We start from the raw sequence: 13,789 nt of genomic DNA, 5'->3' as shown, positions 1-13,789 counted from the left end.
ACAACTAATTATCCTTATGCCTGATTTCTTGCACAACAGAAAGCTCTACTATAACCCCGTAGAGTTTGCCATGGCCCACATCGGCGGCACCTGGAAAATGCCTATTCTTTGGCGGCTTAACAAGCAGGTTATGCGTTATAGCGAACTGAAAAAATACCTGCCTCATATCAGTCATAAAATGCTGACAACCCAGTTGCGCGAACTGGAAGAACACGGGTTTGTGACGCGCACAGTATACCCCGTAGTTCCTCCTCATGTTGAGTATGCTATTACTGAAAAAGGCCGTCGGGTTATCCCTGTGATCGAAACAATCCGTCAGTTTGGCCGGGAACTGATGAATGAATATGGAATTGAAGAGCGTAAACCACAACAATAAACCGTTAGCCCCCTCAACGAAATGTTCGTATCAATGCCCGGTAATCGTAACGGCTTTGTGCAGGTACGTTTCGCTTTCTAGCTGATCGAGCAAAAAAGCCGCTACGTCGGCCCGACTAATACTGGGCAGGGCGAAGGTTGAAAAAGGCAGGTGCTCTCCTAGTCGATAGCGTCCGGTTAGGGGCCCATCTGTCAGGCGGGTTGGCCGGGCAATGATCCAGTCGAGATCACTTTCCCGGATTGCCTTTTCCTGCTTCTCCTTTTCGTCGATGGCTCCCTTCAGGAGCGTTTTAATAATCAATTTACTGGGTAAAGGCGCTTCCTCATAGCTGGTACCAACCCCTAACGACGACACTACCAATAACCTATGAACGCCACAGCGTTTCATAACGTCCATCAGATTAACGGTACCCTGTGCTACGGTCTCATCCTTCTGACCGGGTCGGCTCCCCAACGCGCATAAAACAACATCCTGACGCCGGACGGCTGGCAGCAGAGTTTCCGGGCTTAATACATCACCCGTAAAAACAGTAAGATTGGGATGTTGGATACCTAATTTAGATAGATCGCGGACAAAAGCTGTAACATAATGTCCGCGTTGAAGGGCCTGCTCCACTGCCTGTTTTCCAGTTCCTCCTGTGGCCCCTACGACTAGTACTTGCATAAAAAATGGCTGATTCTGGTAAGTATAACGCAAAATCAGTCATTCAGTTTATATGGTAATTCGCATACTTTTACGATTCCAGCAAATCAGACTTAGCCTGTAATTCCATTCCGATTAAAGAACTATGAAATATCAGATTCCATATGATCAGAATGACCATCTACCTAATCGGCTTGGATTGCGCGAAGCCGAAGCGATTGCTTTCGCAGAATTCAATGGTTTTATACAAGCCGAGCTTTTGCTTGTCGAAAAGTTAACCCAGCGAACAAAGTTTACAAGTCGCTATATTCAGACGATTCACAAGTTGGCACTGGGGGAGATATATTCATTTGCCGGGAAATGGCGAAATGTTAACCTATCGAAAGGCGGATTTGTATTTCCGATGGCTCATTTTTTACCGGATATTATGGAGCATTTCGACCAAACTATTCTCATGAAACTACCTAATCGGTATGAAAATAAAGCCCAGCTCATACACGATTTGGCGGTTGTTCATGCCGAATTATTATTCATCCATCCTTTTCGCGAGGGGAATGGTCGCACTGCGCGCTTACTTGCCAATTTAATGTGTCGTAAACAGGGGTTGAATGCCCCCCATTGGGAAAAGATCGAACCTAACGAAAATGCCCCAATCCGTTTTACAACTTATGTAATAGCCGTACAACAGGCAGCCGAGCAAAATTATAAACCAATGAAACAGATCATCGAGACAATTTTCCCGACATAACTTCGGCCTTTTTTAGGGCAACTGCTGCCTGCTCAGGTGAGATTACTAATTTCTCGATACGAAACGACGCCATCGCTGATCGTAAAATATCAGCCTTCATGTCCATCGAGATTGGTTTTTTAGCGGAATGTTTCATATTACTAAATATACAAAAAAACGTTCAGCTACCAATTGGCAACAACACATTCATTTGAGAAGAGGTATCTGGTAAACTACGATTCCAGCAAATCAGGCCGACGGGTTCGGGTGCGTTCCAGTGCCTGCTCGTAGCGCCATTCATCAATTTTCGCTTCGTGGCCCGACAGTAAAATATCGGGTACCCGGTGGCCTTCAAACTCGGCCGGACGAGTGTAAACCGGCGGGGCCAGTAAATTGTCCTGAAACGAATCGGTCAGGGCTGATGTTTCGTCGTTCAACACACCCGGCAACAGCCGAATAATGGCGTCGGATAGTACACAGGCCGCCAACTCGCCACCCGACAGCACATAATCACCGATACTGATTTCGCGAGTCACGAATAATTCCCTGGCACGCTCATCAATACCTTTATAATGGCCGCACAGAATGATTAGATTCTTTCTTAACGAGAGTGTATTCGCTGTTTTCTGGCTCAGTCGCTCCCCGTCGGGTGTCATATAGATGACTTCATCGTAGGTTCGCTCAGCCTGTAGTGCCCGTATGCAACGGGCAATGGGTTCAATCTGCATCACCATACCCGCACCGCCCCCAAAGGCATAGTCGTCTACCCGGCGATGTTTATCCAGGGTATAATCGCGCAGGTCATGCACGACCACTTCTACATAACCGCCTGCCTGCGCCCGTTGTAGAATCGAGTGAGCGAAGAAACTTTCCAGAAGTTTAGGCAGGCAGGTGATAATATCAATCCTCATCGGTATCGTCCGTATCGCCTTCGGTTTCTGGCGTATCTTTCCCGCTTTCGCTCATATAAATATCCAGCAACCCATCGGGCAATACCACGTTGAGCTTTTTGCTGGCGCGATCTACCGAACGAACAATATCACTATTGATCGGAATCAGTACTTCTTTACCCTGATAGTCCATCGCAATCAAATCCTGGGCATTCATGGCATAGACACCCTGCACAATCCCCAATTCACCCGCTTCGGCATCTACTACCTGATACCCCACAATTTCATGGAAATAGAATCGGGTTTCGTCGGTTATCGGTTCCAGTTCACTCAAGGGTAAGTACGCGCCACAGTTTATTAAGCGCTCCGCCTGCTCGATGGTATCAACATCCTCGAAGGCAATAATCGCCCGGCTCCCCTTCACGATCGCAATCGATTCGATAAAGTAGGGAATCAACTCCCCTTTTACATCCAGCAATACCGATTCCAGATCGGCATACTCGTCGGGCTGGTCAACATCCAGAAAAAGAACCAGCTCACCATTAACGCCATGCGTTTTGGTAATGTGGCCGACCTGGTAACAATCGTCTTTGGTCATAGGTAATGCGGCTGGGTAGCCACTGTTTAGCCTAAAAGCACGGATTTTCAGCCGTGTTACTTATAAAAAGAGCCTATTCGAGTACGAACAGGCTCTTTATTAACAGGATTTCTGGAAAAACTATTCCGCAGCAGGGGTTTCTTCAGAGGCTGGAGCTTCGGTAGCGGGCGCTTCTTCAGCAGCCACTTCCGCTACAGGCTCTTCTACTTTGTTTTTCTTGGCAATTGCTTCAGCACGGGCCTCATTTACCTTTTTCTCAGCTTCCAGACGAGCGGCACGAGCCTCTTCTTTAGTCTGCGCTTTGTTGTCAGCGGCACCGGCTTTGCGGTTTTCTTTATCGCCTTGCCAGGTTGCGAATTTCTCGTCAGCCTGTTCCTGCGAAATAGCACCTTTGTTAACACCTACCTGCAGGTGCTTACGATACATAATACCTTCGTGCGACAATACCGAACGGGCAGTATCGGTTGGTTGTGCACCGACCATGAGCCAGTGAAGAGCTCGCTCCGATTTCAATACAACCGTCGATGGATCAGTATTGGGGTTGTATGAACCGATTTTTTCAATGAACCGGCCATCGCGTGGAGAAGTCGACTCTGCAACGACGATGTCGTACATTGCTCTTTTTTTGCGTCCACGACGCGCTAAACGAATTTTAACAGCCATTTGTGCTTGTTTGGTTTTGATGGAGGGCGCACCTCCTCGTAAAACGTGGCCGCAAAGGTACGAAAAAATAGATTAATCCCTTCTTACTGCCGTTGAATTATCACGTATTATTCATTAATATTTTGATTTTATTGTGACGGCTCTTTTAAACGAGCTGGCTACTTTTGCCCTCAGTATGTGTATAGTCCACAACGGACTGCTACCGACCCTGTGGTTTACATTTAATTTTGCCTGATTGCTTGATTTCTCAAACTCAATAGAATATGATCGTAAAACTTGCCGAAGGTGACCTGAAAACGAAATTTGGCGTATTTCATGAAACGCTTTTCTACAACGGCCAAAACGAATCAATTGCTTTAACCATGGGCGACGTGGCAGGTGCCGATGATGTCTTATGCAGGGTACATTCGTCCTGTCTGTTTGGTCATGCATTCAACAGTATCGAATGCGATTGCCGGGAGCAGATGGAAATCTCGCAGCAGTTGATTCAGCAGGCCGGGCGTGGAATTATTATCTGGCTGGATCAGGAAGGAAAAGGCAACGGCCATTTCGCCCTTTTGAAGAGCGTAGAACACAAGCGATTGGGACTCCCTCAGGCCGATGCCTATGAAGCTGTTGGCTTCAAAAAAGATGCCCGCAACTACACGCCAGCCGCCGAAATCCTGAAAGCGCTTGGCGTTCGGTCGATTTATATGCTAACCGACAATCCGAAGAAAGTGGATACCCTTACTCAGCATGGCATTCAGGTAAACGGCACAAAAGCCGTAGCTCTTCCGTAGGCCTGACGCCCCCATCTTAAAAATCCCCATTCAACCCAGACCTATAAGCCGGGTTCTGTCCTTCCAAATTGGAATGGCTTATCATTTATCTGGGATGCCGGTCACCCGACACCTCGTTCGACCTACCCGCATCGGCTTGGCCTTTCGGCTTCTGGCGACGAGCAGCCGCACATCCGATGCTTATTTGGTCTTTCAGCCCCTAAGGGTTACCGTGCCCCGCTGGTCACCCACCGGGCGGTAGGCTCTTACCCCACCGGTTCGCCCTTACCCAGGTTAATGATTGAATGATTGAGTTTTGAATGATTGAATAAAAACAACTGGCGCAAGCCTATTCAATCATTCAAAACTCAATCATTCAATCATTAACCTGGGCGGTATATTTTCTGTTGCCCTGTCTGTCGAATGGCCGTTCCCAGCCATCCGCCTTCCCGTTAGGAAGTAGGGTGCTCTATGCTGCCCGGACTTTCCTCATCTGCTGGTGCAGACGCGATAAGCCAGCCTGGGTTGTTTGGGGCTACAAAGGTACGTTTTTTTAGCCGTTGTTTTTGGTTTACTCCCCTATTCGATCGTATAATCCTGACCAACAAAAAACTCCCGGTTCCTGTAGCGAACTACATGTAACCGGGAGTCGACTCATCAATTCAGGTTATATTACTTCGGATTCTTTGTTGCCGCACTACCACTGGCGGGTGGGTTATAGGCGATTTCGTTATCTGGTACATCCCAGTAGTCGAGATAGCCATACGAAATGGTTGCTTTTGTGCTTACAACGCCCGTCCGGCTAAGGGCAACCGCATTTTTACGGCCCGATTCCAGTAAGCCCCAGCGACGTGCATCATAGAACGACAAAGCACGGAACAAAAGACCCACCCGGCGCTCACGACGAAGTTCTTCTTTTGCCGCATCCAGGGTCAAACCGGTACCGGCTACAGCCGCCAATCCAGCACCCTGCGCTTTCCGCACTTCGTCGATCAGCGCCAGGCCATCTTCGATTTTACCCGTATACATCAACGCTTCGGCTTTCATCAACTGGTTCTCTTCATACGAACTGGCCATGTATAATTCATAACCACCCGCATTGGTATTTGAATAGGTGATGACCGATGCACTTCCTTCCGAACCAGCGGCTCCCCGGTTGATCAGGTTCCAGCGGGTAAAGAATGCATTGCCCCGTGAGGTTTCACCAATGTATGCCGAACTTCGTTGCTGGAAGTTGTTCGACAAACGAAGGTCACCCGTTTTGAAATCCTGAATCAGGCGTTCCGAAATTTTGTAGGTGTTGTTGGCACCCGTTGTTTTACCAGAAACAGTTCCGGTGGTTGGCGACAGAAAATCACCCGTTGCGTTCGAACGGCCTGTGAAAACCAGATCGGTAGCCTGTACCCCACTGTTGGTTAAGGTCAGGATGTCGGCCCACTGGGCTGCGGTCATATCCGCTACACGCGTATTTACCAGAATATTCCGGGCTTTCATGGTATTGATGTTCCGTACCCACATGGCTGGGCTCAGCACACCACCTTTGCCTACCCGGTTGAAGTTTGGAATCAGGCCCTGCATTGTAGCCGTGTAGTCGGCACTGGCGGTTAAACCACCCAGGATTTTAGCAGCCGCATCGAAGTTTTTGTTAGCCTCAGCAATGATTGCCTCTTTGGTTACGTAGTTACCATTCGTGCCGTTCAGCACTTCGCCATTGGCCTTATCGTTAATGATACCAGCATAATAAATGGAACCAATGTGCGAGTAGGCATAGCCTTTCCACCAGTAAGCCCACGCTTTCAGTACACCTTTTTTGGTGTCGGCTTCACCCGTAAATGTGACACCGTCGATGTTCGCCAGCAAGGTGTTGGCAGCATTGTTCAGGTTATACATGTAGGCCCACTCGTAATAGGTCGAGTTCTGGAAGCCTGTCGAATTGACATTGGCGGTAATCCGAATGAAATCAATCTGCTTGCTTGGCGAGTTCGGGTTAACCAGTACGGTGCCATCGTCGAGGGTGACCTGGTTCGGGCAGCCAATCTGGTTGATAAACACGTTGGCAATATCCGTTCCGATCACGTCGCCCATCAATTCATGGTTACCGATAGCACCCGACCAGAAATAGCCCGGCACCCCGTCATAATACTTCACATCTTTGAAACCAGTGATGTAAAAGCCTTCACCGAACGAGACCAGACCTGATTCCGTTTTCAGAGCCGGTGAGGAAGGCTGGTTGGGGTTTTCGACCTGGAGCTGCTCTTTACAAGACGCCATGAACCCCGAAAAAACCAGCGTCAGTGCATATATTTTTAACTTATTCATAGTTCAAGTTTTTGAGTGGGTTACTTAAAATCCAATGTTCAGCGTAGCCTGATACGACTTAAAGTTTGGCATCGTGCTATGGTCTGTACCCCGGTCCCAGGCCGAGTTCGACGTACCCGAGCTGATTTCAGGATCGAAGCCGGTATACTTGGTCAGAGTCCACAGGTTACGTCCGGCCAGTACGAGCTGGAGCTTTTTGGTAGCTGGGATTTTAAACAACTTAGCAAAATCAAGTCCGATCTGAATGTTCCGTAAACGCAGGAAGGAAGCATCTTCGTAGAAATAATCTTTTGTGCCATTGGCTGTACGTTGTGCATAAACCCCCCGGTAGAAGGCCGTCCAGGCACCTGTTTGGCCATCAATCGTGATCGGATTGGCGTACTCACTGTGGATACCATCCCGATACATCCATTCTTTGGTCTGGTTGTACAGGTGGTTACCAGCTACCCAGTCGAACTGGAAGCCGAACGTCAGGAAATTCTTGTAGCTGAAGTCGTTGATAAACGACATGTTGAATTTTGGGTTCGGATCGCCAAAGCTGTACTTATCAGCTGTAAAGTAGGGCTGCTTGGTGGCTTTGTTCACAACGATTCCATTGCTGGCAACCGTGTAGGCTTCCTGATCGGCTTGAGGGATAAAGAAGTTACCGTTCGGGTCTTTGGCATCGACGCTGTGAATCAGCTTATAGCCATACAACTGACCGATTTTTTCACCTGCCTTTAATACATAGTTGGTGCTACCGGCATTCGATGTCACAACAACTGGCGCATCGCCCCGAACCGAAATGATTTTCGAGCTTTGCTTACCGAAGTTAATGGTCGTGTTCCATTTCAGGGCCGAGCCATTATACACCGTTGAGTTCAACGAAAACTGGATACCGTTCGAACCTAATGTGAAAGCGTTATCGATCAGCGTACCCAGGCCGACGGAAGGCGCTACGTCGACGGAGTAGATCGCGTCTTTGGTCTGCCGATCCCAGTAGGTAGCGGCCAGCGCAATACCATTCAGCCAGCTCGATCCTTTAAATAAGCTGAATACCATGTCGGTTCCGACTTCGATTTCCTGCGACACCTCTACGCCCAACGCCGGGTTACTTTGCCCATTGGCGTAGTAGAAAGCCGTTGTATTACCGACCGTGGTTGGCGTAATAGTAACGTAGCGGTCGAATGGTTTGGGCTGAATACCGGCCTGACCGTAAGCAGCCCGAAGTTTCAGCTCAGGCAGGAAGCCATTGACTGCACTGTTCTGCCAGAAAGGCAGCGCTGACAACCGTACAAATGCATCGCCACGCGGGAACGTAAAGGGCTTGGAACCCTGACCGAACGCTGATGAGTAATCGCTTCGGAAACCGCCCGAAATACCCGCGAAATCACCGTACTCAAACCGCTGGTTGATCAGATATCCATAGGTAATGAATGGCTCCTGATAATCGCGGTATACGCGCCATGATGTGGTGTTCGCTGCGTTATACGGTGCATAGGCAGCCGGCAAACCAATGGCTGCACTAGTGTATTCTTTCACGGTGCTGTTCCGGTAATCGAACAGAGCCTGCGTAATCGACTTAAGCGGAATAGAGGAACCAAAATCTTCTTTCAGGTCGAACACAGCCGTTGCTGTAGCCAGGAAGTTCTGGAACATCTTGCTGTTCGTATATTTCGTCAGATCGCCGGTATTGGCCGTATTGTAGTTCGAAATAAAGTTTTGTGAACCCTGCGTTACCCAGTATTTGACGTTTGCATTATTTGCCTGGTTCGCAAATTCCAGGTCGCGGTTTTGCGTCTGGAAATTGAGGCCATACTTGGCGTCCAACTCCACGAATTTGGGGAACTTGAAGTTCAGGTTGATGTTTTGGATGATGTCGACCTTGTTGTCATTGTTCCGGGTATAAGCCTGCCGATACGATGGGTTCGATGCATTGATACCGATGGTCTGGTTCATATTGAACGGAATGGAACCGTCGGTCGTAGTCAGCGAAAAATCGGCAAGTGGATATGCATTCAGCATCCCGTACAAAATGGTCCGATCGCTGGTTTTCAACGTGTTTTTGGTATACGCCAACTGCGTGATCGAACGCAGGGTCAAGCCTTTGGCTAACTGAGCACCAATGTTAGCCGTTATGTTACTCCGATCGAAATACCCGTTGTTGATGATGTTACTTTCCTGATGGCTGTTCGATACCGACAGGCTAAAATCGGCTTTCTGGCTACCACCCGAAATGGCTATACTATTATTGACTGTATTGGCAGGCTTGAAGAAATACGCAAAGTGGTCGTGGTATTGCAGATTCGCATTATACGGCTTGCTGTTGGTTGCCGTAGGGTCGGTCGAGTTGTACTGCACGTTTTCGCTATAGATCCCGTTCGCGGCATCATAGGTGATAGGCTTACCCGACGATCCGATGATGTTGTTGTTGGCATCGGTAGCAAACGCATGGTACATCGCCTTACTTACACCACCCACGTTCAAATACGTGTTCTGGGCGATGCTGGACGAAATATCGATGTTCAACTGCCCATTCTTGCCTTTTTTGGTGAACAGTTGAATAACGCCATTAGCCCCCTGCGCCCCATAAATAGTAGCTGCAGCCGCACCCTGTACGACCTCAACACGTTCGATCGAGTTCAGATCAATGGTTTGCAGACTGGTAGCGCCCATTTGAATACCGTCGATCAGAATCATCGGTGAAGTACCCCGGTTGATGGTATTGATACCCCGCAACAGAATGTTCACATCAGCACCAGGCGTACCGCTCCGGCTGGTAATCTGGGCACCCGCGATTTTACCAATCAACGCCTGATCGATCGAAGCAGACGGTGCCTGTGGCAAATCTTTCGCCGACACCGATTCAACGGATATAGCCAGTTTCCGCTTATCAGTGGCAACGCCAGTTCCTGTTACAACGATTTCAGAAAGTTGCTTGGTGTCGCTGGACAATTTCACATTTACGACCGATGAAGCTCCCAATTCTACCTCTTTGGTCATCATGCCGATGAAGGAGAAGGTTAATGTTCCTTTTGCGGGAACCGATAGCGAATAACCACCATCACTATCAGTAACTGTTCCAACGGTCGTCCCTTTCAAAACGACCGATACACCTGGTAAAGAAGTGCCATCATCGGCCTGAGTAACTTTACCCGTGATTTTACGATCCTGCGCCCAGGTAACGACGCAAATTGAGCAAACGAAAAGCAAGCTCAGCAGTAACTTTTTTCCCATAAACAAGTACGATTAGTGTCAGTTAAGCAAGAAGCACTTTTACAAAAGTATATTCCGCATTTTTCAGTTCAAAATTTCGTATTAAAAAAATTATACAAACTTTTATGTATAAATAGACAAAATGATCAAAATATAATTCTGTTATTTTTCTCATAATAAATATAAAAATTAGATTAAAAATAAATATTATTAAACTTTTTATTATCTAAATCATATAAATCAGAATATTGACTTAATCTAGTATTACCACCTATAGATAATTTTTTGAAGGAAAAATTATATTTTTTACCTAGTTATATCAGCGATAAATTCACAGAATTATTGAGTATTATTACCTATCAATTACTAATTCTATATACCAAACCAAATAATAAATTGAATTTTAATTATAATTTAACTTTTAATTTTATCCATTAGCACATATACAAAACATAAAATTATACACTGTCAAAGTATTAGTATTATATATTTACATAAAAGATACTTATCCAGTAAAATTTCAGTTTTTAACTACTTAAGTATATATAGATAATCTAATTTCCCGATACGATCATTTTCTGACAAAAAGAAAGGCCTTCCCTTTTCGCCAGTCAGGGAAGGCCTTCTTAACCTATTCGTGTCAGAATCGAACGACTAGCGTTTGCCGTATGAACGACTACTGCAAACCATCTACTTTAATATCGATTCGCCCTCTGGCATTAACGACCGCCAGCATCGCCGTGGGCGTCAGATACACCTGATCGGGTTTAATTTCATCGATATGCCCATTCATCACGACGCCCTTAGCCAACTGATTGTTGGTAAGCTGCCGTTGCAGCAGTTTCTGCATATCGGCCAATTGTGAACCAACCGGAATAGTCAATTGCTTTTCGAGCGTTCGGGCAAAGGTTCCTTTCAATAACCAACTTGCCGACTGGGCCAGTATGTTTTTAGTATCAAGGTCGTACTGAAGATCTCTCAGCGAAATCGTCTGATCTTTTGGGTCATAATACGGCTTTCCCCGAAGGTATATATCACCGTTCAAGGTTCCTTTAATTCCTGCTTTGATGATGAGGTGTTCGTTTTGCCCATACAAATCCATACCAGTAATGGTAATGTGGTAGCGGTCATTGCTGAACGAAAACGACTTTCCGACAAATTCGTCGGCGGCAATCCGGGCTACCTCAGGGTAGCTGGCTTCACTTAGTAGGCCAATCTGAAAATCGTCCTTCACCTCCGATACCACCGTCAGGTTTGGCAACGATACGGCCGGACGTACATCGGGTTTTGCTCCTGTAGTGGTTAATGTGTACCCTTCAATACCGATGGTTGACCGAATGAGCCGCCCTTCGAACCGCAACGGGGTAATGAGCACACGCTTGGGTACCACCTGCAAATAGGTCCGGTACTTTTCGGAAATCAGGTATGGTTCGCGAAGGGTGTTCCAGGCTTTCAGAACGGGAGCCCGCAGATCAATATTTCGGCGAATCTGCTGATCGAGCGTTTTGGAGATGGTTCCCAGGTTTTTATCGATAAGCCGGGCAACAATGTTGGTAATAGGAATATTCACTCCTACTACGCTCACCGTTGGCTTACGAACCCAGCCGTAGCCATCGGCCTGAGTCTGGGTATGCACCGACCAGTCGGGATCGAGATCAAATTTGGATTTGAAGCGTAGGTCAATTTCGAACTCAGTTTCTTTATACTGCATGAACCCCAGAACAGAAACGCCTGCTTTAGCCCAGATTCGCAACGGGACCGTAAACTGAAACAGGCTGTCCTGTGCCGACACCATAATGGTTCCCCGTTTCCAGACTTTAGTCATGAACTGGTCGTTGTTGTTATCATCCAGGCTATTGTCCTCATAAATCAATCCATTGACCTGAGCATTGACCTGCCGTTCTACATCGCTGAGGGCAATGGATACAGGAACATGAACCGTGGATAAAAATCGTTCATTTCGGACTTCCATTTCGGTGGTGTTATAAGCTTCTTTAGGAGCTTTCGGATTAAGACGTTTTTGAGAAGTCTGGCAACTAAGGGTACTGACCAATAGTCCGATAATGACCAGACGAGTCACATACTTACCATGCATAACGAGTGGCAGATTTAGGAGCTAAATTACATGAATTGGTTGCTTTTTATCGTTTATTCTCCGTTTATTGATAGCCAATCTGCGCATTAGCCTATTTGTTCTTACCTAACACCCAGCTCGTCAGAGCACCTCATTGATTATGACACAGATCAAAAAAATCAGTCTATCGGAAACAGACATCCCCGAAAATTGGTACAACATTGTGGCCGACATGCCCAATAAGCCACTTCCACCGCTTCATCCGGGTACGCACGAACCCATAGGACCCGACATGCTGGCTCCGCTGTTTCCAATGGAGCTGATCAAGCAGGAAGTGACGACTGATACCTGGGTACCCATTCCCGAAGAGGTCCGCGATGTGTATAAAATCTGGCGGCCCACTCCTTTGTTTCGCGCGTATGGTCTGGAAAAGCTGCTGGACACCCCCGCCAAGATTTACTACAAATACGAAGGTGTCAGTCCGGCAGGGTCACATAAGCCCAATACGGCAGTGCCACAGGCCTTTTACAATAAGCAGGCTGGGGTTAAACGGATCACCACCGAGACCGGTGCCGGTCAATGGGGTAGTGCGTTAAGCTTTGCCTGCCAGTTATTTGGCATCGACTGCGAGGTATACATGGTCCGGGCCAGCTACGATGGTAAGCCATACCGAAAAATCATGATGAATACCTGGGGGGCTACCGTGTATCCGTCGCCATCGGAACGGACAGCCGCCGGACGTCAGATTCTGGCACAGGACCCCAATTCGCCGGGTAGCCTGGGCATTGCCATTTCAGAAGCGGTGGAACTCGCTATGCAGGACGAACAGACCAAGTATGCGCTCGGCTCGGTACTGAACCACGTATTGATGCATCAAACGGTCATTGGCCTGGAAGCCATCAAACAACTCGAAATGGCGGGCGACTTCCCGGATATTGTGGTGGCACCGTTTGGCGGTGGATCAAACTTTGCCGGTATTTCGTTCCCATTCCTCCGGTACAACCTGACCGAAGGCAAACAGATTCGATGTATTGCGGCCGAGCCAGCTTCCTGCCCCAAACTGACACGAGGTGTGTTCCGGTACGATCTGGGCGATACCATCGGTATGACGCCACTGATTCCCATGTACACGCTGGGGCATAACTTTATTCCGGCTCCCATTCATGCCGGTGGTTTACGGTATCATGGTGCTGGGGCCATTGTCAGTCAGTTATTAAAAGACGGGCTGATCGAAGCCCAGGCATACAAGCAACTGGAATGCTTCGAAGCGGGGGTTCAATTTGCCCGAGCCGAAGGCATCATTCCGGCCCCAGAAGCAACCCATGCCATTGCGACGGTGATGCAGGAAGCCCGAAAAGCAAAAGAAGAAGGCAAAAGCAAAACTATCCTGTTCAACCTATGCGGTCACGGCCATTTCGATATGAGCGCCTACGAGCAATACCTCACGGGCAAACTGGTCGAACATGAGGTAACGTCCGAAGAAATTCAGGCATCGCTGGCCGAACTGGATACACCGATTATTAGCTAACTCTATGAGAATGAAAAAA

At 47.7% G+C, this 13,789-nt stretch carries 11 protein-coding genes and 1 other RNA gene; 4 read left to right on the top strand and 8 right to left on the bottom strand.

Translation table 11 applies throughout. The features are described from left to right. Positions 1-16 precede the first annotated feature (16 nt). The gene (locus BGO59_RS06475; RefSeq protein WP_293682384.1) at positions 17-376 is read left to right on the top strand and encodes a helix-turn-helix domain-containing protein; all 360 of its coding nucleotides are present in this window, start codon (positions 17-19) and stop codon (positions 374-376) included. A 30-nt stretch (positions 377-406) separates the two neighbouring features. On the opposite strand, the gene BGO59_RS06470 is transcribed toward BGO59_RS06475, so the two are convergent. Next, on the bottom strand, positions 407-1,039 hold the full coding sequence (locus BGO59_RS06470) for an NAD(P)-dependent oxidoreductase (RefSeq protein WP_293682382.1): 633 nt from the start codon (positions 1,037-1,039) through the stop codon (positions 407-409). 124 nt (positions 1,040-1,163) lie between these two features. Between BGO59_RS06470 and BGO59_RS06465 the strand changes: the two genes are divergently transcribed. After that, a complete protein-coding gene (locus BGO59_RS06465; RefSeq protein ID WP_293682380.1) occupies positions 1,164-1,766 on the top strand; it encodes a Fic family protein in 603 nt (200 codons plus the stop codon). A 212-nt stretch (positions 1,767-1,978) separates the two neighbouring features. Here the strand turns inward: BGO59_RS06465 and trmD are convergent, their stop codons facing one another. The 3 genes from trmD to BGO59_RS06450 all read right to left on the bottom strand — a co-directional run bounded on the left by trmD (position 1,979) and on the right by BGO59_RS06450 (position 3,896). Continuing rightward, positions 1,979-2,656, bottom strand: a complete 678-nt coding sequence (trmD, locus tag BGO59_RS06460) for a tRNA (guanosine(37)-N1)-methyltransferase TrmD (RefSeq protein ID WP_080057737.1) — start codon at positions 2,654-2,656, stop codon at positions 1,979-1,981. Further along, the gene (gene rimM / locus BGO59_RS06455; protein ID WP_293682375.1) at positions 2,646-3,233 is read right to left on the bottom strand and encodes a ribosome maturation factor RimM; all 588 of its coding nucleotides are present in this window, start codon (positions 3,231-3,233) and stop codon (positions 2,646-2,648) included. The genes trmD and rimM overlap by 11 nt, the downstream gene beginning before the upstream one ends. Positions 3,234-3,353: 120 nt before the next feature. Further along, on the bottom strand, positions 3,354-3,896 hold the full coding sequence (locus tag BGO59_RS06450) for a 30S ribosomal protein S16 (protein ID WP_293682372.1): 543 nt from the start codon (positions 3,894-3,896) through the stop codon (positions 3,354-3,356). Positions 3,897-4,159: 263 nt separating this feature from the next. On the opposite strand from BGO59_RS06450, the gene BGO59_RS06445 reads away from it, so the two are divergent. Then, positions 4,160-4,675 (top strand): GTP cyclohydrolase, encoded by a 516-nt coding sequence (locus BGO59_RS06445; protein ID WP_293682369.1) that lies wholly within the window; start codon positions 4,160-4,162, stop codon positions 4,673-4,675. 28 nt (positions 4,676-4,703) lie between these two features. On the opposite strand, the gene rnpB is transcribed toward BGO59_RS06445, so the two are convergent. From rnpB to BGO59_RS06425, 4 genes are all read right to left on the bottom strand, one after another. Then, positions 4,704-5,181, bottom strand: an RNA gene (gene rnpB, locus BGO59_RS06440) — RNase P RNA component class A. A gap of 145 nt (positions 5,182-5,326) precedes the next feature. Further along, a complete protein-coding gene (locus tag BGO59_RS06435; protein WP_293682366.1) occupies positions 5,327-6,973 on the bottom strand; it encodes a RagB/SusD family nutrient uptake outer membrane protein in 1,647 nt (548 codons plus the stop codon). Between the two features lie 24 nt (positions 6,974-6,997). Then, on the bottom strand, positions 6,998-10,189 hold the full coding sequence (locus BGO59_RS06430) for a SusC/RagA family TonB-linked outer membrane protein (RefSeq protein ID WP_293682363.1): 3,192 nt from the start codon (positions 10,187-10,189) through the stop codon (positions 6,998-7,000). 655 nt (positions 10,190-10,844) lie between these two features. Beyond that, entirely contained in the window at positions 10,845-12,263 is a 1,419-nt protein-coding gene (locus BGO59_RS06425) for a DUF4403 family protein (RefSeq protein ID WP_293682360.1), read from the bottom strand. Between the two features lie 139 nt (positions 12,264-12,402). Between BGO59_RS06425 and BGO59_RS06420 the strand changes: the two genes are divergently transcribed. Further along, on the top strand, positions 12,403-13,770 hold the full coding sequence (locus BGO59_RS06420; RefSeq protein ID WP_293682357.1) for a TrpB-like pyridoxal phosphate-dependent enzyme: 1,368 nt from the start codon (positions 12,403-12,405) through the stop codon (positions 13,768-13,770). Positions 13,771-13,789 lie beyond the last annotated feature (19 nt).

This window comes from Spirosoma sp. 48-14, from assembly GCF_001898575.1.
GTDB lineage: Bacteria > Bacteroidota > Bacteroidia > Cytophagales > Spirosomataceae > Spirosoma.
This window is presented reverse-complemented; position numbering and strand designations above follow the sequence as displayed.

What these genes read in the sequence shown, in the direction of transcription:
- BGO59_RS06475 (WP_293682384.1), top strand. Translation starts at nt 17, where the DNA reads ATGCCTGATTTCTTGCACAACAGAAAGCTCTACTATAACCCCGTAGAG.
- BGO59_RS06470 (WP_293682382.1), bottom strand. Translation starts at nt 1,039, where the DNA reads ATGCAAGTACTAGTCGTAGGGGCCACAGGAGGAACTGGAAAACAGGCA.
- BGO59_RS06465 (WP_293682380.1), top strand. Translation starts at nt 1,164, where the DNA reads ATGAAATATCAGATTCCATATGATCAGAATGACCATCTACCTAATCGG.
- trmD (WP_080057737.1), bottom strand. Translation starts at nt 2,656, where the DNA reads ATGAGGATTGATATTATCACCTGCCTGCCTAAACTTCTGGAAAGTTTC.
- rimM (WP_293682375.1), bottom strand. Translation starts at nt 3,233, where the DNA reads ATGACCAAAGACGATTGTTACCAGGTCGGCCACATTACCAAAACGCAT.
- BGO59_RS06450 (WP_293682372.1), bottom strand. Translation starts at nt 3,896, where the DNA reads ATGGCTGTTAAAATTCGTTTAGCGCGTCGTGGACGCAAAAAAAGAGCA.
- BGO59_RS06445 (WP_293682369.1), top strand. Translation starts at nt 4,160, where the DNA reads ATGATCGTAAAACTTGCCGAAGGTGACCTGAAAACGAAATTTGGCGTA.
- BGO59_RS06435 (WP_293682366.1), bottom strand. Translation starts at nt 6,973, where the DNA reads ATGAATAAGTTAAAAATATATGCACTGACGCTGGTTTTTTCGGGGTTC.
- BGO59_RS06430 (WP_293682363.1), bottom strand. Translation starts at nt 10,189, where the DNA reads ATGGGAAAAAAGTTACTGCTGAGCTTGCTTTTCGTTTGCTCAATTTGC.
- BGO59_RS06425 (WP_293682360.1), bottom strand. Translation starts at nt 12,263, where the DNA reads ATGCATGGTAAGTATGTGACTCGTCTGGTCATTATCGGACTATTGGTC.
- BGO59_RS06420 (WP_293682357.1), top strand. Translation starts at nt 12,403, where the DNA reads ATGACACAGATCAAAAAAATCAGTCTATCGGAAACAGACATCCCCGAA.